At 38.6% G+C, this 23618-nt stretch carries 25 protein-coding genes; 10 read left to right on the forward strand and 15 right to left on the reverse strand.

The window, feature by feature from the left end; genetic code table 11:
- Positions 1 to 14: 14 nt before the first annotated feature.
- Together ABIM45_01975 and ABIM45_01980 are read right to left on the reverse strand one after the other, a co-directional pair.
- Positions 15 to 197 (reverse strand): YtxH domain-containing protein, encoded by a 183-nt coding sequence (locus tag ABIM45_01975; GenBank protein MEO0238677.1) that lies wholly within the window; start codon positions 195 to 197, stop codon positions 15 to 17.
- Between the two features lies 1 nt (position 198).
- Positions 199 to 510, reverse strand: a complete 312-nt coding sequence (locus ABIM45_01980) for a DUF948 domain-containing protein (protein ID MEO0238678.1) — start codon at positions 508 to 510, stop codon at positions 199 to 201.
- 164 nt (positions 511 to 674) lie between these two features.
- Here ABIM45_01980 and ABIM45_01985 point away from each other — a divergent pair, with 164 nt between their 5' ends.
- From ABIM45_01985 to ABIM45_02010, 6 genes are read left to right on the forward strand one after another with little or no spacing between them, the layout of a single operon-like run.
- The gene (locus tag ABIM45_01985) at positions 675 to 2600 is read left to right on the forward strand and encodes a transketolase (GenBank protein ID MEO0238679.1); all 1926 of its coding nucleotides are present in this window, start codon (positions 675 to 677) and stop codon (positions 2598 to 2600) included.
- A 32-nt stretch (positions 2601 to 2632) separates the two neighbouring features.
- Complete coding sequence (gene raiA, locus ABIM45_01990; GenBank protein ID MEO0238680.1) at positions 2633 to 2926, forward strand: ribosome-associated translation inhibitor RaiA; 294 nt, start codon at positions 2633 to 2635, stop codon at positions 2924 to 2926.
- Complete coding sequence (locus ABIM45_01995; GenBank protein MEO0238681.1) at positions 2895 to 3860, forward strand: hypothetical protein; 966 nt, start codon at positions 2895 to 2897, stop codon at positions 3858 to 3860. Before raiA ends, ABIM45_01995 begins: the two co-directional genes overlap by 32 nt.
- Positions 3841 to 5508, forward strand: a complete 1668-nt coding sequence (gene mutL / locus ABIM45_02000) for a DNA mismatch repair endonuclease MutL (GenBank protein ID MEO0238682.1) — start codon at positions 3841 to 3843, stop codon at positions 5506 to 5508. The genes ABIM45_01995 and mutL overlap by 20 nt, the downstream gene beginning before the upstream one ends.
- Before the next feature lie 3 nt (positions 5509 to 5511).
- Positions 5512 to 7101 carry a nucleoside kinase gene (locus tag ABIM45_02005; protein MEO0238683.1) on the forward strand — a complete coding sequence of 530 codons (1590 nt, stop codon included), beginning with the start codon at positions 5512 to 5514 and terminating at the stop codon, positions 7099 to 7101.
- A gap of 14 nt (positions 7102 to 7115) precedes the next feature.
- A complete protein-coding gene (locus tag ABIM45_02010) occupies positions 7116 to 7397 on the forward strand; it encodes a TIGR04076 family protein (protein ID MEO0238684.1) in 282 nt (93 codons plus the stop codon).
- Positions 7398 to 7418: 21 nt separating this feature from the next.
- Here the strand turns inward: ABIM45_02010 and ABIM45_02015 are convergent, their stop codons facing one another.
- The 7 genes from ABIM45_02015 to pyrR are packed head-to-tail and all read right to left on the reverse strand — an operon-like array spanning position 7419 to position 13940.
- Positions 7419 to 8054, reverse strand: a complete 636-nt coding sequence (locus ABIM45_02015; GenBank protein MEO0238685.1) for a MazG nucleotide pyrophosphohydrolase domain-containing protein — start codon at positions 8052 to 8054, stop codon at positions 7419 to 7421.
- Positions 8051 to 8521 (reverse strand): NYN domain-containing protein, encoded by a 471-nt coding sequence (locus ABIM45_02020; protein MEO0238686.1) that lies wholly within the window; start codon positions 8519 to 8521, stop codon positions 8051 to 8053. The genes ABIM45_02015 and ABIM45_02020 overlap by 4 nt, the downstream gene beginning before the upstream one ends.
- Positions 8518 to 9663, reverse strand: a complete 1146-nt coding sequence (locus ABIM45_02025) for a glycosyltransferase family 4 protein (protein MEO0238687.1) — start codon at positions 9661 to 9663, stop codon at positions 8518 to 8520. The genes ABIM45_02020 and ABIM45_02025 overlap by 4 nt, the downstream gene beginning before the upstream one ends.
- Before the next feature lie 3 nt (positions 9664 to 9666).
- A complete protein-coding gene (gene lepA, locus ABIM45_02030; GenBank protein ID MEO0238688.1) occupies positions 9667 to 11442 on the reverse strand; it encodes a translation elongation factor 4 in 1776 nt (591 codons plus the stop codon).
- Entirely contained in the window at positions 11439 to 12989 is a 1551-nt protein-coding gene (locus ABIM45_02035) for a metallophosphoesterase (protein ID MEO0238689.1), read from the reverse strand. Before ABIM45_02035 ends, lepA begins: the two co-directional genes overlap by 4 nt.
- Positions 12990 to 12991: 2 nt before the next feature.
- On the reverse strand, positions 12992 to 13399 hold the full coding sequence (locus tag ABIM45_02040; GenBank protein MEO0238690.1) for a secondary thiamine-phosphate synthase enzyme YjbQ: 408 nt from the start codon (positions 13397 to 13399) through the stop codon (positions 12992 to 12994).
- A complete protein-coding gene (gene pyrR, locus ABIM45_02045) occupies positions 13389 to 13940 on the reverse strand; it encodes a bifunctional pyr operon transcriptional regulator/uracil phosphoribosyltransferase PyrR (protein MEO0238691.1) in 552 nt (183 codons plus the stop codon). Before pyrR ends, ABIM45_02040 begins: the two co-directional genes overlap by 11 nt.
- Before the next feature lie 106 nt (positions 13941 to 14046).
- On the opposite strand from pyrR, the gene ispG reads away from it, so the two are divergent.
- Positions 14047 to 15108, forward strand: coding sequence for a flavodoxin-dependent (E)-4-hydroxy-3-methylbut-2-enyl-diphosphate synthase (ispG, locus tag ABIM45_02050; protein ID MEO0238692.1), 1062 nt, complete (start codon positions 14047 to 14049; stop codon positions 15106 to 15108).
- The gene (locus ABIM45_02055; protein ID MEO0238693.1) at positions 15101 to 16291 is read left to right on the forward strand and encodes an SLBB domain-containing protein; all 1191 of its coding nucleotides are present in this window, start codon (positions 15101 to 15103) and stop codon (positions 16289 to 16291) included. Before ispG ends, ABIM45_02055 begins: the two co-directional genes overlap by 8 nt.
- Here ABIM45_02055 and ABIM45_02060 read toward each other — a convergent pair.
- A complete protein-coding gene (locus tag ABIM45_02060; protein MEO0238694.1) occupies positions 16259 to 17029 on the reverse strand; it encodes a polysaccharide deacetylase family protein in 771 nt (256 codons plus the stop codon). The genes ABIM45_02055 and ABIM45_02060 overlap by 33 nt on opposite strands.
- Positions 17030 to 17321: 292 nt before the next feature.
- Between ABIM45_02060 and ABIM45_02065 the strand changes: the two genes are divergently transcribed.
- Together ABIM45_02065 and aspS are read left to right on the forward strand one after the other, a co-directional pair.
- Positions 17322 to 18284 (forward strand): UbiA family prenyltransferase, encoded by a 963-nt coding sequence (locus tag ABIM45_02065; GenBank protein MEO0238695.1) that lies wholly within the window; start codon positions 17322 to 17324, stop codon positions 18282 to 18284.
- A 4-nt stretch (positions 18285 to 18288) separates the two neighbouring features.
- On the forward strand, positions 18289 to 20001 hold the full coding sequence (gene aspS, locus ABIM45_02070; protein ID MEO0238696.1) for an aspartate--tRNA ligase: 1713 nt from the start codon (positions 18289 to 18291) through the stop codon (positions 19999 to 20001).
- Positions 20002 to 20013: 12 nt separating this feature from the next.
- Here the strand turns inward: aspS and xerD are convergent, their stop codons facing one another.
- The 5 genes from xerD to ABIM45_02095 are packed head-to-tail and all read right to left on the reverse strand — an operon-like array spanning position 20014 to position 23618.
- A complete protein-coding gene (gene xerD / locus ABIM45_02075) occupies positions 20014 to 20898 on the reverse strand; it encodes a site-specific tyrosine recombinase XerD (protein ID MEO0238697.1) in 885 nt (294 codons plus the stop codon).
- Positions 20888 to 21355 carry a tRNA (adenosine(37)-N6)-threonylcarbamoyltransferase complex ATPase subunit type 1 TsaE gene (gene tsaE, locus ABIM45_02080; GenBank protein MEO0238698.1) on the reverse strand — a complete coding sequence of 156 codons (468 nt, stop codon included), beginning with the start codon at positions 21353 to 21355 and terminating at the stop codon, positions 20888 to 20890. Before tsaE ends, xerD begins: the two co-directional genes overlap by 11 nt.
- Entirely contained in the window at positions 21348 to 23084 is a 1737-nt protein-coding gene (ptsP, locus tag ABIM45_02085; protein ID MEO0238699.1) for a phosphoenolpyruvate--protein phosphotransferase, read from the reverse strand. Before ptsP ends, tsaE begins: the two co-directional genes overlap by 8 nt.
- Entirely contained in the window at positions 23074 to 23340 is a 267-nt protein-coding gene (locus tag ABIM45_02090) for an HPr family phosphocarrier protein (GenBank protein MEO0238700.1), read from the reverse strand. Before ABIM45_02090 ends, ptsP begins: the two co-directional genes overlap by 11 nt.
- Positions 23337 to 23618: a DUF503 domain-containing protein gene (locus ABIM45_02095; GenBank protein ID MEO0238701.1), complete on the reverse strand. Its 282-nt coding sequence runs from the start codon at positions 23616 to 23618 to the stop codon at positions 23337 to 23339. Before ABIM45_02095 ends, ABIM45_02090 begins: the two co-directional genes overlap by 4 nt.

Consider the following 23618-nt stretch of genomic DNA (forward strand, 5'->3'; position numbering starts at 1 on the left):
TCCTTGCTATAAAATTAAACATTTTCAGTTTTTTCTTCGATTTTCCTTTTAATTTGCTCTGCAATGTTTTGAGCGAATGTTTTTATTTTCTCCCTATTTTCTTTTCCGGAGGCAGGCGAGAAAAGTAAACCTAAAACTGCACCAACCAGCACGCCCCCGATAAAGGGCAATACGAGATTTTCTTTTTCTTTACACATCTTATTCCTCCCTTCTTTTTTTAATTAAGCCACTTATAAACTTCAGCAGTGAGTTTACTGGTAACAAAAAGGACGAAATTTTTGATACTTGTCTTACGCCTTTTTCAAAATCCTGGCTAATAATCCTTGCTTTTAGGGTTATTATCCTGAGGTTTTCAAGAATTTCTGGCAGCTGAGCCTCGAGGGTATCTGCAAGTCTGTTAATCTTTTTGATGCTTTCGTTCAATCGGAATAGCAGAACAATTAAGTATACCTGCATTCCGATGAAAATTGTTAATGCTATTATGAGTAACACACTGATTGCTATGTTCATGTTTAAACTTATAAGGCTTAATCCATATTTAGTCAAGCTACAATTAGATTTGTCGAATCCTTTGCAAATCATGGGATTTAGCTTTTACCTTTGTTGTTTCTGTTTTTAAGTTGGCTTTTTTGTTTGAAAACAGCAGTTTATAATTAACACAAAAAGGAGTCATTATGCCCTTTGATAGAGAATTCTTATCACAGGAGGATATTTTACAACTTGAGACATTGGGTAGATTAGTCAGAGGTGATATATTGAAGATGACCACCCTTGCCCAGTCTGGTCACCCTGGGGGGTCTATGTCTTCCTGTGATATTTATTTAACGGTCTGGAAATATGCCAATGTGAACCCTTTGGATCCCGACTGGGAAGATAGGGATAGAATTGTGGTATCGCATGGACATACTTCCCCGGGAGTCTATGCAGTTTTGGGAAGGCTTGGTTTTTTTAATATAGATGATGCCATTGCTTATTTTAGATTGGCAGGTTCGCCTTTTGAAGGCCACATTGAAAGGGAAGTTCCAGGGGTGGAGTGGACGACGGGAAATCTGGGTCAAGGTCTTTCTGCAGGAGTTGGCTTTGCCTTAGCAGCAAAAATTCTTCAAAAAGGTTATCACGTTTTTGTGTTGATGAGTGACGCCGAACAGGCAAAAGGTCAGGTCGCCGAAGCCAGAAGGATTGCGAGAAAGTATAACCTGACTAACATAACTGTAATAATAGATTATAACGATAAGCAGATATCCGGGAATGCCCATGAGATAATGCCTGTTAACATTAAGGCAAATTATGAAGCTGATGGTTGGAGAGTCATTGAGATTGACGGTCATAATTATCAGGAAATTTATCAAGCTATACGGACGGCATTAAATGATAAGGAAAATCCGGTTTGTATCATTGCTAAAACAGTTATGGGGAAAGGCGTTTCTTTCATGGAAGACAAGGAAGTATATCATGGGAAACCATTAACCCTCGATGAATATAAAAGGGCCATTTCTGAACTTGGAGTAGAGGACAATTTAGAATATTACGCCGAGAGGAGAAAGCTTAAACAATTTCCAGTTTTCAAAAGAAAAGGCGAATATAAAATTAACTTGAACGGTGCCGAAGTCAAGATTTATAAAACAGATGAAAAGGTCGCGACAAGGGTTGCTGTTGGTGAGCAACTTACAAGGATAGGCAAAGCGAACTTGGGCAATAGAAATTATACCCCTTTTGCGGTGTTTGATTGCGATTTGGCTGAATCATTAAGATTTGTAGAGTTTTCAAAACAATTTCCCGATTATTTCTTTGAATTTGGTGTTCAGGAACACTCTACGGCTACCGTTGCGGGTGCACTAAGTTCCCAAGGGGTGATCGGAGTATTCGGTGATTTTGGAGTTTTTGGAGTTGATGAGACCTATAATCAGCACAGGCTCAACGATATAAATAAAACCAATCTAAAATTAATTATTTCCCACATTGGAATAGATGTTGGAGAAGATGGGAAAACCCACCATTGTATCGATTATATAGGTGTGCTGAGGAATCTTTATAATTTTAAGCTGATTGTGCCAGGGGATGCTAATCAGGCTCAAAAGGCATTAAATTACGCCATGCGGGAGTATGGAAACTTTGCCATAGCTGTTGGTAGGTCAAATTGGCCTGTGATTACTGATAAAAACGGTTCTCCATATTACGGTGAGAGTTATGAATTTAGATACGGGGTCGCTGATATTATAAGAGAAGGGGATTATGGTACTCTGATTGCCTATGGGCCGACCTTGGGCCGTGCTCTTGAGGTATTCGAAATACTGAAGAGCAATGGAAAAGAACTTTATGTGGTTAATATTTCCACACCTTTCAAGCTGGACGAAGAAGTTCTATTGAAGGACGAAATCATAAGCAGGCCAATTTTCGTATATGAAGATCACAACGTCAATACCGGACTAGGGGTTATTCTTGCTGACTTTTATCTTTCAAAGGGTAAGTTTGTAAGACTCTATAAGTTTGGGTTGGAAAATTACTCTGTTTCAGGTTCTGCCAATGATCTTTATGAGATTAATAATCTTTCACCAGTGAGGGTTTCGAATAGAATTCTTGACATTTTAAACAGTTTGTAATAAACTCTGATAAATGCGAAGAAGGAGGTATCATGGATATTGTAATCGCAGCCAAAAACTTTGAAGTTACCGATGCACTCAAGGAATATATCGAAAAGAGGCTTGGGGTGCTCGATAAGTTTGCCAATTATATAGTAAGTGTTGAACTCACTATGGAAGAGCAAAGGGGAAGATACTCAGGAACCCTTGTCGTAAAAGTAAAGGGACAAACCCTTACAGTAAAGGCTACAGAAAAGGATCCATACATTTTAGTAGACGAAATAAAGGACCGTATTAAACACCAGATGGTTAAGTATGAAGAAAAACTTCAAGATAGAAGAGCCTGATTATGCTCTCTTTAAGGACTTTGCCAGTTTTTTGGCTGAGGAACATGACGCCGAGTTAATTTTTAAAGACAGAGAATTCGAAAAGATTAAAATTTTTGAAAAGAATCTATTAGAACTTCCTGAGGTCATAAACTCACCCGAAGGCTTTTACAAAGGTGGTGTTTTGTATTTAACAACGAGCGCCTTTTCCGTTTTGAAACAACAAGAGAAAGCACTTGAAAGGTTGATTAATGGGGTAAATAAAGGCGAAATTACCGTACTTGTAGTGAACGCTGATATTTTAAAGGAAACTTTTGATACGTTTGGAGATTTGGTCAAGAAATTACCTGTTGTCGTTTACAAGAATGAAGAAACATCCTATTTCAAAAACAGGCTAAAGTCCTACCTACATTTCTGTTTTTCGCCCTTTGCCCTTTGCCACGGCAGTGCAGTTGAAGTATTTGGAGAAGGGGTACTGGTAATTGGCGAGTCAGGAGCAGGTAAGTCAGAGTGCGTTCTTGAGCTGGTAGAGCGGGGTCATCTTTTTATTGCCGATGATTTGATAAAGCTGGTAAATTATCCACCCTCTTCAATACTTTTGATGACAGGATCACAAAGTGATCGTTTCAAATTCTTTATGGAGCTTCGAGGTGTTGGCATAATTGATGTTTTGAGAACTTTTGGACCTTCTAAGGTTAAAGTTAAGAGCGAACTTGCAATGATTGTTGAGATAACTACTGAAGATGTGAAAGAAAGATCCATTGATAGAGAAAAGACTGTTCAAATTTTTGGTAAACACATTCCTTTTTTTACCTTTTCAGTTAAGGAAAGAGGATTAATACCGACTCGCATAGAGACTTCCATTTTGGGATACAAACTCAAAAAATTTGGTTATGAAACTGGAAAGGTGATTAGGGAGGTATTGGGGGGAGAAAGTGATAAAAAAGTTACCTGAGGGCGTAATTAAGAAGATTTCAGCTGGGGAAGTTATTGAAAATCCTGCTTCTTGCGTGAGGGAGCTTATTGAAAATAGCCTTGATGCTGGTGCAAGACACATTAAGATCAGTATCTGGGGTGGTGGAATCGATGCTATTGAAGTTGAGGATGACGGGGTTGGAATGTCCCCAGAGGAGATTCCAATAGCAGTTCAGCGTTTTACTACCAGTAAAATTTCATCTTTTGAAGATTTGAAACGCCTTAAAACCTTGGGATTTAGGGGCGAGGCCTTATACGCCATTGCTCAGGTTTCCGATCTCACGATTACATCGTGTACAAGTGATGATGCTACCCTCGGGTGGGAATGTAATTTTAATGCCGGAGAGCTTATCTCTTCAAAACCTGCGCCGAGAAAGAAAGGCACTACTGTTATTGTTAAGGATTTGTTTTTCAATTTGCCTGTTCGAAGGAAATTTTTACTCTCTAAAAGAGAAGAAGGCAAACGAGTTTTAGACGAGGTTATATCCTATTCCCTTTGGCATACAAATGTTTACTTTGAATATTATGAAGATGGGTCCAAAAAGCTGGATTTACCACCTGGAGATTTCGCTCAGAGGATTATGGCCATATTTGGCAGGGAATTCCTGGAAAAGTCGGTTTTTTTGGATTACAGGGACGACTACCTCAATTTTACGGGCTTTGTTGAAAAGCCCGAAGTAGTTGATCAGAAGGGATACAAACAAATTTTGCTGATAAACGGAAGGAGGGTGAAAGGGGATCAACTGAAAAAAGTAATTTACAGAGCCTACGAAAAGCCTTATGGACAACCCGAGTTCATTTTGAAGGTCGAACTAGAGCCAGAATTTGTCGATTTTAATATCCACCCACAAAAGAGGGAAGTAAGGATAGCACCATATGTTAGAATAACCGAGAAATTATTTAAGGCTTTAGATAGCAGATTTAAAGAATATTCAGAGGAAATTGTTGATTCAATGAAGGTTTCCAGCGATTCATTAAAGGCTAACAAGACCTACGAGCAGGTCGTTACCGTAAAGCAGCTTGAATTTGGTGAGGCCTTCCGTTCGGAACCGGATAGAAATACCCCCAAGGAGGTACCAGTAGAATTTTTGAATGTATGGCAGGCTCACAAATCTTACATTTTTGTTCAGACCAGTAATGGAGTTATGGTTATCGACCAGCATGCAGCTCATGAACGGATCCTTTACGATAAATTACGCAAAAAGGAATACTCGAGTCAGGCGCTGATGTTTCCAATACTTATAGAACTTTCTGCTAAAGAAAAGGCATTATTTGAGATGTATGAGGAACTTTTCAGCTCCTTTGGATTTGAATACAGGTTTTTGGGGTCAAATTCCCTTGTAATTGATAAGGTTCCAACTATTTTTAGAAGTGTAAGCAAAGAAGACATAAGGGATTTAATAGCATCTCTCGAAGAATCAGCAAGTTTGCCTGATAGGCTGGAGAACTTTCTAAAAACTGTTGCTTGCAAGTCTGCAATAAAATTTGGAGATGAGTTATCTAGGGAAGAAATGTCAAAGCTTGTGGATGAGCTTTTAGCCACGGATGTTCCCTTTTATTGCCCGCACGGAAGACCCACTATATACTTTATTGCCCTTGAGGAGCTGGCATCAAAATTTGAGAGGTGAACTATGGGAAAGAAAGTATGGGATATGGTAAACAGGGTTTCTTATCCCTATACCGCATGCATAATTGATAATCAGCTTGTAGGGTTTGGAATGGAATTTCCAGAAAGTCCAAATATAAAATTGCTTAGCGTTACGGAAGGAGAGGGGCGGAGAACCTACGAAAGAACGCTGGCCTTTTTGAGTGATTATCTTCTTGCCAAAGCAGGTTATAAAAACGCACTGAAGATGGAGCATTCTCTTGGTGAAGCCCTTTACGGAGAAGCAAGGGGAGTGGATCCTGATTTAGCAGTTCAAATTATTGAAAAGGGGCTTTACGAATTGTCAAAGAAGGAAGTGCCCATCGAGATGGTTGACCTTACTAAGCAAGAAGCTATTAGATACCTGCGACAGGAGAAACTTTACTCACAGCTTAGATTAATTCAATACATGTCCAAGAACATCTTTACTTTTTATAAGATAGATGATTATATGGCTTATATGGCTGGCCCCCTTGTTCCCCACACAGGTTTCATTAAAGTTTTCAAGCTACAACGTTATAACCACGGATTTCTCCTATTCCTACCAGATGTTAACGATCCAATGAAACTCGCTGATCCTGTGAAGAGGGATAAATTATTTGAAACCTTTCAGGAGTCTAAATCCTGGGCAGAAATTCTCGGCGTAGAGGATGTAGGGCACCTCAACGAAGCAATTGAGGATGGCAGGATTTCGGACCTTATTAAAATACAGGAAGGTTTCCATGAGAAAAAGATAGCCCAAATCGCGGACTTAATAACTAAGCGTAAAGATGAAATTAAATTAGTTTTGATTGCCGGTCCTTCATCCTCAGGCAAAACTACCTTTTCAAAGAGACTCAAGATTCAGTTAATTGTCAATGGGCTTATCCCAAAGACGATTTCGTTGGATGACTATTTTGTCGATAGGGAGTTTACACCAGTAGATGAGAATGGCGAACCCGATTATGAGAGTTTTTATGCCTTGGACTACAAGTTATTTCGCGAGCACATAAGAAGACTAATCGCGGGTGAAAAGGTTCAAATACCGAAGTTCAGTTTTGCTAAAGGGAGAAGGGACGGAATCCGAGAAGAGATGACCCTGGGAGCAAATGATATAATCATTGTTGAAGGAATCCATGGTCTGAATCCAGAGCTCACTGAAGGTATTTCTGAGAAAAATAAATTCAAAATATATGTGTCCAGTCTAACGCAACTTAACATTGACAGGCTAAATAGAATACCCACAAGAGACGCCAGAATTATAAGAAGAATTGTAAGAGATTATAAATACAGGAATCATTCTGCGTCTGAAACTATTTCTATGTGGCCTAAGGTTGCGAGGGGAGAGGATTTGTATATTTTCCCCTATCAAGAAGAGGCAGATGTAATGTTCAACAGTGCTCTTACTTACGAACTTGCAGTCTTAAAGAATTATGCCGAACCGCTTTTACGCTCTGTTAAGTGTGATGATGAAAGCTATAGTGAAGCTTTAAGGCTTTTAAATTTTCTGTTTCATTTTATGGGAGTTATGCCTTTTGAAATCCCACCAACGTCTATAATTCGCGAATTTATCGGTGGGAGTTCCTTTGAGTATTAAGGAGGAGAGGGTATATGACAAAGTACAAAGTAAAGCTTAAAGTAGTTGAAATTCAGGGAAGTGGGAAGTGCCCCCTTGGGCACAAAGTGGGCGATGAATTTGTTTATCAGGGATGGCCCATCGCCAATCTCTGCCCTGCTGCCTTTAACACGCTATATCCTGTAATTAGGGTGCTTTCCTATGGTGGAAAGGTAGGCGATGGAGAAAATGAACATAGAATAAGACTCTGTTGCTACGATCCCGCCAATCCAACGGTTTTCGAACTGGAGAGATTAAACGAAGAATACACTTATTAGGTAAAATAAGGTTTTTAAGCTTTATTGGTCCTCAGAGTTGGAGTATTTATCGCTGAGAATTTTTTTGAGTTGGATTAAATAATTCCTTAGTTCTTTTTCTGCGTTTTGCCCTTTGCAGGTATATGTAGTTAATACCTCTAATATTTTCTTGATTTCTTCGGGAGCAGGGAGTTTTGCCTCTTCTAATTCTTTTCTCAATACAGATTCACATTGATTTCCTTTATTCAGCCTCTTTACTTTCTCGATTATTTTTTGCCCCATTAGTAAAGCCGGTAAAGAGTTTGGTATCGTGGTAAAGGGGTTCTTTTTAGATTTTTCCCAATTTTCGAGAACATCTGAAAGTGCTGAACTCTTATTACCAAAAACATGGGGATGCCTTAGAATCATTTTTTCTTTAACCCTTTTCAGGACTTCCTCTAAGGTGAATGCTCCCTCTTCTTCTTTTATACGGATATGCATAAGCACGAGGAATAAAAGGTCCCCTAATTCTTCAAGGATCTTTTCTTTTTCCTTTTGTTCTATGGCATCGTTGATTTCGTATGCTTCTTCTATTAGGTCGAAGGCAATGGATTCTGAGGTCTGCTGTCTATCCCAGGGACAACCTTTATCAGACCTCAGATACTTTACTAATTCATATAATTCATCAAACTCTTTCATTTTGACTTTTCCTCTGAAATTCCAAATTCCTTTTCCCAGTTGTACTTTTTTAGTTTTTTACTTTTGATATCTAAAGATTTCTGGTCCGCTTTTACTTTCCTCGTTTCATTAAAAATTTCCTCTGGATCACAGGGTATTGCACCTCTTGACCTTGCCTTTTCTCTTAAACTTTTATCCCTGCTGTACACATAAACTACGTATTTTTTAGAATAATATCTGGATACGAGGTCTAATATGACCTCGTCGGCGGTTACTCCTTCTGAGGTAAATATTGTGTTGGGATAATCGGAAGTTTTTCCTCCACGTTTGCCATCAAATACAACAATGAAAGAATTTTTGAATTTTTCAGCGCATTTCCTAACGATTTCCTCTCTCGCAAGTTTTATGCCTTCTTCCTTTGACAAAATTTTTGACAAGGCTTGTGAAGAGTGTATGGCGTTATAGCCGTCAATAATGTGTATTTTCATGCCTTCTTCTTTAATGCATACTCGTAATAATCCAATACTTTCCTTGCTAATTTCGACCATGAATAGTTCAGGGCTTTAAGGCGTGCCGCTTCTCCCAGTTGTTTTCTTAAATCTGGATTTCTTATCAGTAATTCCAGCTTTTGTATAATGTCGGGAACATTTTTTCTTTCGAAAAGAAATCCATCTACCCCATCAGAGACCAATTCTCTATACCCCTCATTGTCAGATGCGACAGCAGGCTTACCCGAGGCCATGGCTTCCAATAAAACGATACCGAAGCTCTCACCGCCAATAGCTGGTGAGACAAATATGTCGCAGGTTCGGTAGAGAGCAGGTAATTGGTGGCTTGAGACAAAGCCCAAAAAATGGACCCTATCTGCAACGTCCGCGTCTACCATCTTCTCGAGTGACTTTCTCAAGGGTCCATCTCCGGCAATTATCAATCTGGTTTCGGGATATTTTTTACCGATGATGTTAAATGCTTGGATAAGATATTTTGTTCCTTTTCTTAGTTCGAGTCTTCCAACAAAGAGGATGTAAATTTCTCCGTTTCTCCTCCCAAAGGGAAAAGTAAATATATCACCGACTGGATTGAATTTTTCCACATCAATGCCATTTGGGATTATTCTAAATTCGTCAACGGGGAAGTGTCTCGCAATAGCCTCTAAGGCGGGTTTCGAAACGAAAATTTTTCCATCAAGCTTATTATAAATAGGGAGGAGGAGGGGCTTAAAAAGTTCGTATCCTAAGGAGAATCCATGATAGGAATGGAAGGTAGCAAAATTAACTGATTTTGAGTATAAGAGGCTCAGGAAAGGTATTGTAGGAACAACGGAATTTTGAGAGTGCACAATATCGTAATTTCCATTCTCCACAATATTTCGTATTTGACTTGTGATTTTTCTCGAGAAAGAAAAACAGGTTTGTGATTTGTTTGCCCTTATGTAATAAGATCTCCCAACCCTGTAGACTTTAATGCTTTTCGCATCCGGAGGCTCTTCCACAAATTTATGGGGAAAATTGGAGGTCAAGATTTCAACCTCGATTCCCAGTTTTATGAGTTCCTTTGAGAGGTGATAGGTATGCTCTGTGATACCCCCAGGGTAAGGATAATAATGGTCTGTTGCCATTAATACACGCATAATTTATTCCTCAACTTTAACTATGTTTAAGAAGGCCTCTTGTGGAAGTTCCACCTTTCCGATTTTCTTTAGCTTTTTCTTACCTTCCTTTTGCTTTTCGAGAAGCTTTCTCTTTCTGGTAATGTCTCCGCCATAGCACTTTGCTGTAACATCTTTCCTTATGGGTGGAATCCTTTCCTTAGCTATTACCCTTTTGCCAATAGCGGCCTGAATAGTAACCTCAAAAAGTTGCCTTGGGATTTCCTTACGGAGTTTTTCGGCAATTTTTCTTCCTACATAGTAAGCATTGTCTTTATGGACTATTAAGGATAGGGCGTCTATTTTATCTCCCGCTACAAGGAAATCTAACCTGACAACATCTGATTCTCTATAATCTATTATCTCGTAGTCGAAAGAGGCGTATCCTCTCGTGATGCTTTTAAGTTTGTCGTGAAAATCGAAAATTATTTCACTTAGAGGCATTTCAAATTCGAAGAAAACGGTATCTTCGTCGAGAAAGTTAAATTTGGTTTGTGTGCCACGGCGTGAGATACACAATTTTTGCACAGCTCCGAGGAACTCCTTTGGGGTAATAATTTCTACTTTTGCATAAGGTTCTAAAGCTTTTTCAAAAACATCAGGAAAATCGGCAGGATTGTCAACCAGCATTTCCCTTCCATCTTCAAGTATCACTTTATATTCCACGTTAGGTGTCGTGATGACTATATCAACCCCGAACTCCCTCTTTAACCTTTCCTTAAAAATTTCCATATGTAGCATCCCTAAAAAACCGCACCTAAACCCAGGGCCTAAAGCGGGAGAATATTCAGGGGTAAACTGGAGTGAGGCGTCATTCAATTTAAGTTTATTAATTGCTTTGGCTAATAGTTCGTAATCTGAAGGGACTGTTGGATAAATACCAGCAAAAACTACGGGTTTAGGTTCTCTGTATCCAGGAAGGGCCGGAGTTTCGGGATAATTTGCATCTACTATTGTATCTCCAACTCGGGCCTCCGTTATCTCCCTTATTGCTGCGGTTAAATAGCCTACTTCACCTGCTTTTAATTCAGAGGTTTTAACCATATCGGGTTTTAAATAGCCAACTTCAACTACCTCGTAAGTTTTTCCCGATGATTTCATCATGATCTTCATTCCAGGCTTAATCACTCCATCAAAAACCCTTACAAATACAATTACTCCTCTGTAATCTTCATATTTCGCGTCAAAGATTAAAGCCCTCGTTTTCCCTTCTGGATCCCCCTTTGGAGGCGGAATTCTTTTTACAATCTCTCTCATCAGTTCGTCAATGCCCCAACCGAGCTTAGCTGAAATTCTAAGGGGAATTTCCCCAGTTAGGTCGTAAATTTGCTTCTCGACCTTTTCTATTTGTGCGTTGGGTAGGTCAATTTTGTTGATAACTGGTATTATTTCTAAATTTTGGGCTAATGCAAGGTAAAAGTTGGTGATGGTTTGTGCTTCAACGCCCTGTGAGGCGTCAACAAGTAATATTGCGCCTTCACAGGCTGCGAGGGATCGAGAGACTTCGTAATTGAAATCCACATGGCCAGGCGTATCGATGAGATTTAGAATGTATCTTTCCCCGTCTAATTCCATCTCCATTCTAACGGGGTGCATTTTTATCGTAATTCCCTTTTCTCTTTCTAAATCCATAGAATCGAGGTATTGCTCCTGTAATTTTTCTGGTCTAATAGTATGGGTATATTCGAGCATCCTATCTGCGAGAGTGGACTTACCGTGGTCTATGTGCGCAATAATCGAAAAATTTCTGATGTTTTTCATTTCAAGATTGTTGTGTCTATGATCTCCTTATTCAGATTTTTTGCTGTAAGTTTTAAGTTGTCTCTTTTATCTTTTTCAAGGATCAAATAATTGAAGGTCTTTTTCCAGCTGTGTATTTTTAAAGAGGAGTCTTTTAACAGTTCTTCGTTAAGGTCGTACAATGGGGCACCCCCACCTGCACTAACTATTTGGGTAAGTCCATTATATAGGGTGCAACGGGCATAGAGGTGGTCATGTCCAGCAATGTAAAAGTTAAAGTTCAAGCTCTTTAGGAAAGATGCAAAGGAATCCACCTCTGTACTCTTAATGCCCCTTTCGTAAGAGCTTAAACCGACGAGTGGTTCATGAAACATTAAAACATGGTATTTTTTAGAACTATTTAATGTTTTCACCTTTGTCAACCATTTTCTCTGGTTTTGGTCTGGCAATCTTACAGAGGGATTGGGCTTATTTTTATATAGCACATAATTGTAGTCTGAGTTTAAAGCGTAAATAGCAATATCTCCAAGGCTAATAAAATAGACATTCTCCCGGTATGGGGGCATCCCGCTATCTTCCTGAGGGCCATTTTGCGGGAGAACAAACACATTAGTCCACAAATTCTCTGCACTGTAGGGTGGAGGAGGATCGTATCTTTTTTCATCATCTTCCATTACCGGCGCAATCATATCGTGGTTTCCAGGGATTGGCATTATGGGGATATAGGAGCTATACGGCCAGCAAGATTTGAGAAACGATTTATACTCTTCCTCAGCGTATTCAAAACTTTTCATTCGACCTGTTATTAGGTCGCCTAAAACGAAAACTATATTAGCATGCTCTTCATATAAGAGATGCATTATTTGTCTTGTTATTTCTTCATTCACGCCATCAACAAAGAAGACCGGATTTATGTTATTGGGATTTCCCCTTGTATCACCAAAGATTCCTATTTTCCAATTTTTGTGGGGTATATAGAAGTTAAAAACAAAACTGGCTGTGGTGTCGTACTCATCAAAAATCTCCAAGTAATATTCGTACTTTTGCGGTTTTAGATTTTTAATGATAAATTCGTGCTTAAGGATTTTTAAGGTATCAAAAATTGTTTCTTTGCCCTTGACATAAAGCTTTGCTTTGCAAGGTCTGTTGGTGTAGAAGGATATTCCGATAGAATTGCTATCTACCATGGACAAATAAGGCCATACGTCATAAGTAAGACCCTCGGTAAATTCTTCACCATGTTTTTTGGGTTTTAGATAATATGTCTGAGTAGCATAAAAAATCTTGTTTACTGTGTCAAAAAAGGCAATTTTAAAAGCATACTGAGAGTTCTCTTTTAAGCCTGTGATTTTGAAAGTATGTATAGTGTCTGTGCTCCTTGACGTTCTATAATTTTCGAAGTTAAAATTTAAAGGATCGCTGAGCTTCCCGTAAACCAGTTTCACCCCTGAAGAGGGATTTTGAGTTTTTACAGTAACTATTAGAGTATCTTTGTGAAATTGAAAAACCGGTTTTGTGTACCAGGAAGGAAAGTTAAGAAAAATTAACGTTATTAGTGTATAAAGCATATTCATTCCCCCAAAATTTTCACCAGGACTTTTCTGGTACGAGGTCCATCAAATTCTGCAAAGAATATTCCTTGCCACGTTCCCAGCACAGGTTTTCCGTTTTCAACAGGAAGGGTCAATGAATTTCCAACCAACACTGACTTAATATGGGCATCAGCATTACCTTCTAAGTGTTTGTAATGTTTATTTTCTGGAACGAGTGACGAAAGATGGCCCTCAATGTCAGTCTTAACGGAGGGATCAGCATGCTCGTTGATAGTTATTCCCGCAGTGGTATGTGGCACGAAAAGTACTGCAATTCCGCTGTTTACATTAGAGTCTCTTATAACTTTTTCGATTTGTGATGTTATCTCTATAAACTCCTTTCTTCTTGATGACTTAACAATTATTTCAAAAGTTTTACTTACCATCATTTTTCTCGCAAATCACCACCTGATTTACACCATCAATTTCCTTGACCTTTACTTTAACGATTTCACTTTTTGTTGTGGTAATGTATTTCCCAACGAAATCGGGACAGATAGGAAGTTCCCTGTGCCCTCTATCGATAAGTACACAAAGTTTCACTGAAGCGGGTCGACCATAGTCCATAATCTCATCCAGTGCAGCTCTTGTAGTTCTACCAGTGTACAAAACATCGTCTACCAAAATGACATCTTTATTGTCAACACTAAAGGGTAGGTCAGTGCCCTTTACCTGGGGTTTTTCACCCACCATTGAGAGATCATCTCGATAGAAAGTGATATCGACGGCGCCAAGGGGGATGTGTTTACCTGTAATAGCATCAATCTCCTCCTTTATTGTTCTTGCCAGAGGAACACCGCGGGTTTTAATGCCAATTATAACAAGATTGTCGATATTTTTGATCTTCTCAACGATTTCGTGGGCTATCCTTTTCAGGGTTTTCTTCATGTCTTCCTCTTCCATAAGGACGTACTTTTCAAATACCATACTTCCTCCTTGGCTTTTCTTAATTATGAGTTCAAAGGCTTATTTATTCAAATAAACCGCTTATTTTGCTTGAATTTACCACCTTCAAAGTTTAGAATCATCCACAATGAGAAGAAAGACAAGAGTTGTAAAAGTGGGTTCGCTTCCCCTTGGTGGAGAGTTTCCCATAAGAGTACAATCTATGACATCAACTAAAACTACTGATATTGATGCAACACTTAAGCAGATAGAAGCACTAATTAAAGAGGATTGCGAAATCGTTAGAATTTCAGTACCTGATCAAAAATCTTTAAAAGCTTTTAAAGAAATCAGAAAAGCCATTAGTATACCATTAGTTGCAGATATTCATTTTAACTATAGACTTGCTATTGGCGCTATAGAGGCGGGTGCGGATAAGGTTAGAATAAACCCCGGGAACATTGGAGAAAAAGAAAAGGTAAAAGAGATTATACAAGCCCTAAAATTAAACGGAAAAGCTTGCAGGATTGGAGTGAATTCTGGTTCCTTGGAAGAAGATTTGATAAATAAATATGGTGGAGTTACACCGGAGGCCTTAGTGGAGAGTGCAATTCGATGGGTTGATTTTTTCGTAAATCATGGGTTTTACGACATTGTTGTTTCCGTAAAATCCTCTTCGGTGAGGGACACCATAGAAGCTTATGAACTACTTTCCCAAAGGATTGATTTTCCCTTACATTTAGGTGTTACGGAAGCAGGCCCCTTGATTCCGGGAACAGTAAAGTCTTCCATTGCGATGGGTTATCTCCTTTACAAGGGTATAGGCGACACGATAAGGGTCTCTCTTACTGAGGATCCTGTCTATGAAGTAAGGGTTGCCTGGGAAATACTTAAATCCCTTGATTTGAGGTATAACGGGCCCGTTATTATCTCCTGTCCAACCTGTGCAAGGACAAGGGTTAATTTAATGGAACTTGTTCACCAGGTAGAAGAAAGGTTAAGGGATGTTAAGAAACCGTTAAAAATTGCGATAATGGGTTGTGAAGTGAATGGCCCTGGTGAAGCTCGAGACGCTGACATTGGCGTGGCTGCAGAGCCGGGTAGAGGAGTGATATTTAAAAAAGGTGTTGTTGTAAAAAAAGTTCCTTATGAGCAAATTATTGAGGAGCTTTTAAATTTGATTCAATCGGAAGGAGGGACAAATGGTTAAACTCGCAGTACTTCTTGTTTTGATATCGCAAGGAATTGGAGGACAGCAGAGCGGTGCTGAAAATATTCTTGCCTCGGAGCTTTTTTCTGAAGAGGAGTATCTTTTGGGGCCAGGCGACTCTTTGATGGTTGTACTAAAAGATTTGTCTTTGGGATATTTAACTGCCATTAACTTTGGTGGGGTAATGCCCTTGATGGTCCCATTTTTTGTTAAAGATTCGGTTCAATTTAGGCCAGTTGCTTTGAAACGGGTATATAATATTTCAATTAAGGAATTGAAAGATAGTTTGAGGATATGGTATAGTTCTCTTCTGAGGGTTAATGAAATCGATGTGATGGTCATCTCTCCACGATGGTTAACGGTCCTTGTTAAAGGTAATACGAATACCAATGGACCTGCTAATGTAAGGGCGTCTTCAAGATTAGCAAGTCTTCTCTCGATGGAAACTTATAGTTGTGGTTATGATGCCGATATAAATTCTATTTTGGTTGAGACTTCGAAGGGTGAGACACTTGAGGTCGATCTTGAGAAATATTATAAAACTGGAGAGCTTCGATATAATCCACTTCTTGCAAAGGTGAAGTCAATTTTTGTTCCGGAGATTAAAAAGGGCATTGTAATTTTTGGTGCAGTAAAAGGCTATCCGGTAAAAATGTTCCAGAAGCAAGTTATTCAAGCCCTTGGAGGTAATTTTACTGTCTCCTTTGAAGCAAATGTTATAAAAGTGCCAGCTTATGATAGCCTAAGGGTTAGAGATGCAATAAATGAAGCAGGTGGAGTAAAATCTTTTGCACTATTATCTGAACTTTACAGCAGTAAAAGAGGAAAAGTAACCCTATATGATTATCTCCCGGTTGGGGACACATTGTATGTGCCTCCTTTCACAGATAAAGTTTTCGTTGCAGGCGAAGTCAGGAATCCGGGATATGTTCCTTATTTGCCAGGTGCTACGCTGGAAACCTATTTATCCTACTGCGGTGGCTTTACTAACCGTGCGGCTTCTCACAGGATTTATGTTATTAGAGCTAACAGGAAGGTTCCTAAGGGGAAAATTGGGACTGTTCAGCCAGGTGATATAATTTTTGTCCCTGAAGTTAAATTAAAATGGTTTGAGGATTATTTAACATTGGCTCAGGTGGTTAGTTCCCTTTTAATCACATGGGTTACCCTTAAAAGACTTTAATAATTTTAAAACAATAGGACTTAAGTAGGCAAGCTTATTGGAGATAAGTTCCTTAGGATATTCAAAGAAGCTGTAGAAGGTATCAATTTTATAAGAGAGGTCGAGGTCGATAAGGTATATCGACCTTCGTGGAATCTCCAATGGATCTAAAGGAGATTTTAACTTTCCACTGGATTTAAAAGCGAATTTGATTCCGTATTCCATTAACGTTTCCTTGACCCTTTGATTATACTTCCCGAAAGGATAAGAGAAGGTATAAACCTTGTCTCCCAATATATCCTCGAGAGTTCCAATAGAGGCTCTTATTTCTTCTTTAAGTCGTGTAGTTGATAATGTTGTTAGGTCATTATGGGTATGAGAGTGGGAACCTATAATCCAACCGCTCTTGTAAAGAGTCCTTATCTCATGCTGGCTAAGGTGCGGAAGCGAAGAGAGGAGTGGAACCTCCCAATCGCCTTTCTGACCAATATATTTGGTAACTATAAACACAATACCGGTGAATCCATAATTACTAAGAATAGGATATGCGTAATCGAAAACACTTTTGTACCCATCATCAAAGGTGAAGAGCACTTGCCTTTTAAGGTTATTCTTATCGAAACCTTTTTCTAAATTCAAATTGAAAAATCCATAGTTCTTCAATAATTTAACGTGGTTCTCGAATATTCTTTTATGAACGGTTCCTGGATTAAAGGCGATATTTGGTGAAATGTGATGATACTGAAGTAGAAGCAACATCCAAGAGTTTATTTTATTGTCTTAAAACTGTTAAAACAAATTAAGAATTTGTAATGCTTAGATTCTTTTTAATGATAATGGGATTAGAATGTTTATTTGCGAAATTTAAACAAAATAGTTATCTGCTTTTGAGGAGAGAGGTACATTTCAATATTTTACTAACATCTGATGCTGTGCGAACTTATATTAGTTAACATAAGATACATTATGGGAAGTTTGGAAAAGTAATTGCGGGTTTGTTTGCGAAGATAACTCGCTTGAATATACGCCTTTTTTCAGTTATCTTTAAGCTATGATTAAGGGTGAAAATATTGACTTAAAAACGAAGTGGTATGATTATTTTTTCCTGTTAAGGCCCATTTTATGGGTCCCGGTGTGGGTCTTCCTTTTCATAGGTTATATGTACGGTGCCAGACTTGAGCTTTTTTCGATTCATTTCGTTCTTCCTAAAAGATTCTGGTTGGTTTTGATTACTTATACTTTGCTTATGAGCTCTGTTTATGTTGTAAACCAGATTATTGACAAGGAGTCTGATAAAATTAACGAAAAGCTATTCTTACTTCCTTATGAAATAATTTCGGTAAGAAACGCTGTTATTGTTGCCGTTTTGCTAGCAGTTTTGAGTTTAATTCTCTCTTTTTTCCTGGGTGGATTTGTCTTATTCCTTTTATATTTACTTTCCTTAATTCTTGGCCTTCTTTATTCTCTGCCTCCTTTTCAACTTAAAGGCCGGCCTTTTTTGGATTTTGTTGTTAATGGACTCGGCTATGCCTGTATTGCCCTTCTTGTTGGTTGGTATACTGCAGAAAAATTAACGCTCCACACTTTGATTGTTTCTTTTGGTTATTTTATTCTTGTGTGCGCCATTTTTATAAACACAACTCTTCCCGATATACCCGGAGATAAAAAAACTGGGAAAATCACAACGGGCGTGTTTTTGGGTAACAAATTATCCTTGATTCTATCATCCTCTCTCTTTGTATTGGCACTTCTCTTTGCTTTTCTTGAGATGGACATTTTGCTCATTGTCCCATCCTTACTTGGAGCGATTTTTTCTGTCTTAGCTCTCTGGGATAATACGGATGATTTGATTATCACTAAACTCTCATACCGTGTGCCAGCTTTCCTGTTCATATTATTAGTATCGATAAAATTCCCGATATTTTTGATAATAAATTTAATTTTGCTCTTCTTGTTAAGAAAATATTACAAATCCCGCTTTGGATTAGATTATCCAGCAATGCTCGGAAGGTGAAGTTATGCTGAGAACACATACTTGTGGTGAATTAAATTTAAGCCACTGCGGTCAAAAGGTGACTTTAGCAGGTTGGGTTAGGCGTCTTAGAGACCTTGGTGGGGTTATTTTCATTGAATTACGAGATAGATACGGAAGTATTCAGGTCGTAATTGAACCTGACAGAAAAGATTTAATAAAAAAAGCGAAAGATATTGGCTTGTATTATGTTATAAAAGTTTCTGGTATCGTAAGGAAAAGACCGCCGGAAATGGTAAATCCATCAATGCCTACCGGCGATATTGAGGTTGAAGCGCACGATCTGGAGGTATTGAACACTACTCCGCCCTTACCTTTCCTGCCGGAAGACGATATCAAGGTGCAGGAAGAGACGAGATTATTGTGGAGATTTCTTGATCTCCGTAGACCATTTATGCAAAGGAATTTGATCTTTAGACATCAAATGCTTCAGCTTGTAAGAAACTACCTTTCCAGTAAGGGTTTCCTTGAAATAGAAACTCCCTTTTTAACCAAGAGTACTCCTGAAGGTGCAAGGGATTTTATAGTGCCTTCCAGGAACTTTCCGGGGAAGTTTTATGCATTGCCCCAATCCCCTCAAATGTATAAACAGATTCTAATGTCCGCTGGCTTTGATAGGTATTTCCAGATAGTGAGGTGTTTCAGAGATGAAGATTTACGGCAGGATAGGCAGCCAGAATTCACACAAATCGACTTGGAGATGAGTTTTCCAGAAGTAGAAGATATATTTTCTCTTATTGAAGGAATGTTTAAACTGATTTTTAAAGAACTTCTTAATTTTGACTTGCCAACTCCTTTTGAGAGAATGACTTATCATGAGGCAATGACTCGCTTCGGAAGCGATAAGCCCGACTTAAGAATTAAGGAGGAGATTAGGGATTTAACCGGTATTTTTAAGGGCACTTCAAACGAAATATTGAGGAAGACTATAGAAGATGGTGGAAAGGTACTTGCTATAAGGTCTGACAGGGATTTTAGCAGGAAAGAAATTGAGGATATTAGGCAATCCATGATCAAAGAGGGTGCGAAAGGTGTACTATATTTTAAGGTTCAAGATGGTCAATTTTCAGGGCAATTGGCAAAATTTATACCTGAAGGAATAAATCTCGAAAATGGTTTTTACTTCGTAATAGCAGGGCCTGATAATTACAGAACTTACAACTACTTAGGTAAATTGAGAAGTATGGTTTTAAAACCAGAAGAGACAGGGTTTAGATTTTTATGGATTTATGATTTTCCACTCTTCGAGTGGAACGAGGAAGAACAGAGAATTGAACCTTGCCATCATATGTTTACCCAGCCAAAGGAAGAACATATACCGCTTTTGGATACAGATCCTCTTAAAGTAATAGGAAAGCAATACGATCTTGTGTTGAATGGAGTTGAAATAGCCTCAGGGTCAATTAGAAACCATGATGTAAACTTGCAAAGAAAGATAATGCGGATAATAGGTTTGAGCGAGGAAAGGATTGAAAGAAATTTCGGTTTCCTCCTAAAGGCTCTTGAGTATGGTGCACCCCCACATGGAGGAATTGCTTTAGGGTTTGATAGAATTGTTGCCATGTTACTGGGCATTGAAAGTATTAGAGATTGTATAGCCTTTCCTAAAACGACCAGCGCTCAAGCACTCTTTGAGAACGCTCCCAGTGAAGTGGACAAAAAACAGCTCGAAGAATTACATATAAAAATCGAAGATTAATTAAACCGTTGCTTATCCCCTGGGATGATAGGTCTTGTGCACCTTTTTGAGGTAGTCTTTGTCAAGATGTGTATAAATCTGTGTTGTCATAAGTGATGAGTGCCCAAGAAAGATCTGGAGTGTTCTCAAATCGCAGCCATTCTTTAGCATATGGGTTGCAAAGGTGTGTCTTAAAATGTGAGGGTAGATCTTTTTATTTATTCCTGCCTTGATTGCGTATTCCTGAAGGATCTTCCATACTGAAATCCTGGAGATGGGTGTCCCTCTCAGGTTCAAAAAGACTCTATCCTCTCCTCTTTCCTTCAGTAATTTAGGTCTAACTTCGTAGAGGTATATGGTTAGATATTTTTCCGTATAATCGTTAAAGGGGATTATTCTCTCTTTACTGCCTTTTCCTACAACTCTGACAATTTTCTCGTCTAACATAATATTTTGAACTTTTAAATTAGTTAACTCTGAAACTCTAACTCCTGTTGCATAAAGGAGTTCTAACATTGCTTTGTCTCTTAGCCCTTTGGGAGTTGAAGTATCTGGTGATTCCAGGAGTTTGGTTACTTCCTCGATGGTTAAAAATTCGGGGAGCTTGACTTCTTTTTTGGGTATCTGAATGTCAGAAGATATGGCGAGCTTTGTTTTTTCTTCTATTTCAAGAAAGGTACAGAAAGATTTTAGGGCCGAAAAGGTTCGCGAGCGGGTATTTTGCGAGTACTTTTGGTGGGATAAAAACTCTGCGAAAGCATCGATGTCTTCCAATGTAATTACACTTAGCTCTACATCGCCCCTGAATTCTAAAAATTTTTCAAGGTCACGTCTATATGCTTCTGCAGTATTTAAAGAAAGTCCCCTTTCCTCGAGAACATATGCTAAGAAACTACTTATGGCGTCACTAAGCTTCATCTTGGAAGATTTTATTACATATTTCGAAAGAGTTACATTCTAAAGTGATAAGCCTTTGTCTTTCGCCAGTGACTTTTATGTCGAAAATTATAGAATTTTCCGATTTTATTAACTCTCTAATTATTTCTGGCCATTCAATAAATCTAATTGAATCTGGCTCCGAAAGTAGGTCCAATATCCCTCTAACTTCAATCTCTTCCACGTCTTTTATTCGAAAAAGGTCAATATGGTGGACTGTATAATTGGGTGTTTTAAAGGAATTTACCACGGTAAAGGAAGGGCTCCTCACGATCTTATGCCCGAAGTGGTTTAAAAACCCCCTCACGAGCTCGGTTTTACCTGCACCTAACTCTCCTATAAGAAGTACATCGAAAGGTGGCAAAAGAACTCTGGCCAACCTACATCCGATTTCCCTTGTCTCCTCAGGAGAGTTCGTTACAATTTCCCTTTTAATCATAAAATTCGAGAAGCTCAGGCATAATTTTCTTTATATAATTTTTTATTGCGCTTTTCACTTCCTTTGAGCTGGAAAATTTTATAACTTCTGAAGCAATATTTTCAGCATCTTGTAGGTTAATTCTCCTTATTAGTGATTTCACTTCTGGAATACGTGATGGGGGACAGGATAGCTCATCAACTCCAAGCCCTACAAGGGCCACTACACCGTAAGGGTCGGAAGTTATTTCACCGCAGGATGCAACCATGATATTTTTTTCTCGACATACATCGGTAGTCATTTTAATTAGTTTTAAAACGGCTGGATTTAAGTGGTCAAAAATTTTAGAAACTCGCTGATTCTTCCTATCGACAGCTAAGGTGTACTGTGTAAGATCATTGGTGCCGATACTAACAAAATCCACTATGTCTGCTATGTGTTCCAGTAAAAGTACAGCAGATGGGATTTCAATCATAACACCAAAACGGGGCTGATTAACTTTTTGGTACTCTTTTTCCAACATCTTTTTGGCTTGAATAAACAATTTTTTGGCTTCTACAACTTCTTCGACGGTTGCGACCATGGGCAACATAAACCGTATATTACTCAGTTCATTTGCCCTTATTACCGCTCGGATCTGTTTTTCAAAAATCGCCGGTTCATCAAGGAGTACTCTGATGCCTCTTAGTCCTAAGAAGGGATTTTCCTCTTGGTAGTCGGAATATAATTTATCTCCACCAATGTCGAACGCCCTTATTGTAACGGAGTTTGGATAAATCTTCTTTGCAATTTCTAAATAGATTTTATATTGTGCTTCTTCATTTTCTGCGTACTCCCTGAAAATCATTTCTGTTCTAAATAAACCTATTCCGTACTTCCCTGTTTTCAACAATTCATCGACTTCTTCCGGAACATCAATATTTGCAAAAAGACCAATTTCTTTCCCGTCGGTGGTTATAGCAGGTAGTTCTTTTTCACTAACAAGTTCAGACTCATATCTTTCGTAGCCCTCTTTTATTAGGTGATATCTCTGAAGGGTAGATTCCATTGGATTTACTATGACTACACCTCTACCACCGTCAAGGATCACGATGTCATTATCATCAACTAACCTTGTAATTCTCTCAATTCCAAATACGGCTGGGATTTTAAAATTTCTGAGGATTATTGCTGAATGCTCTGTCCGTCCACCCTTTTCTGTAATTACCCCTTTTACACTGCTTTTAATTATCCTAAGGGCCTCTTCGATGGAAAGGCTTTCAACGACTATTATTCCATCGAAATTATAATCAGCGATGGTATAACTTTTGTTTATAACAGAGATTAAATCCCACGCTAATCTCTCTAATTCTCTTGCCCTTTCCGCAAAATAGGAAGATTCTTGTTTTGATAGAGCCTCTTTCTTTAAATTTAAAACGTATAAAATTGCACTTTCCGCATTTCTCCGTTTGTTGCGTATGTAGGTAATAACATCCCTTTGCATATCCTGGTCACTGAGAATGGCGATTTGCACATCGAGAAGTACCTTCAAATTCTGTTCCTGCGTTTCCCTCCTTAGGTCGAGCAAAACCCTTTTTAATTCTTCAATTCCGTTCAAAAACTTATTGATTTCTTCTTCTATTTCCGTATCACTTCTGAGAATTTTTTCCTTGATCTTTACTTTCTCTTTTCTAATTACTTTTACCGGGGCAATTAAAATTCCTGGTGATATAGGAATGCCTTTGAGTTTAAGTTCCTGGCTACTCTTCACCGAATCCTTCCTCAACGATTTTTGTAAGTGCTTTTATCGCTTCTTCTTCATCAGGGCCTTCGCATCTTATGGTTATCTCTGAACCTTGAGGAGCAACCAGCATCATAAGTCCGAGTACACTCTTACCGTTCACTTCAAGGTCATCCTTGGTTACGTATACATCACTTTCAAATTGATTGGCGGTTTGAGCAAAAAGCATTGCAGGTCTTGCATGGATACCAAGTTTATTTTTGATTTGAAGCTTTACCTCTTTCATACGAAGTTAATCTTGTAATCCAGGATTTCCGCAATTGCCTCAGATTCAATGAAATTGACCACTCTATTGAGAAGTTGATTGGCATCCTTTCCGTTGTTTGAAATGCAGGCAATACCAAGTTGTGCTCTTCTCCAGATATCCTGATCATCGATTTCGGATATTGAAACGTTGAAATTATTGCGAACTCGGTCCTTCAGGCGCTTCAAAATGCTCCTTTTTTCCTTCAGAGAATTGCAATTGGGTAAGTAAAGATCAACAACTAAGATACCTACCAACAT

This window comes from candidate division WOR-3 bacterium (assembly GCA_039803545.1).
Taxonomy (GTDB): domain Bacteria; phylum Hydrothermota; class Hydrothermia; order UBA1063; family UBA1063; genus UBA1063.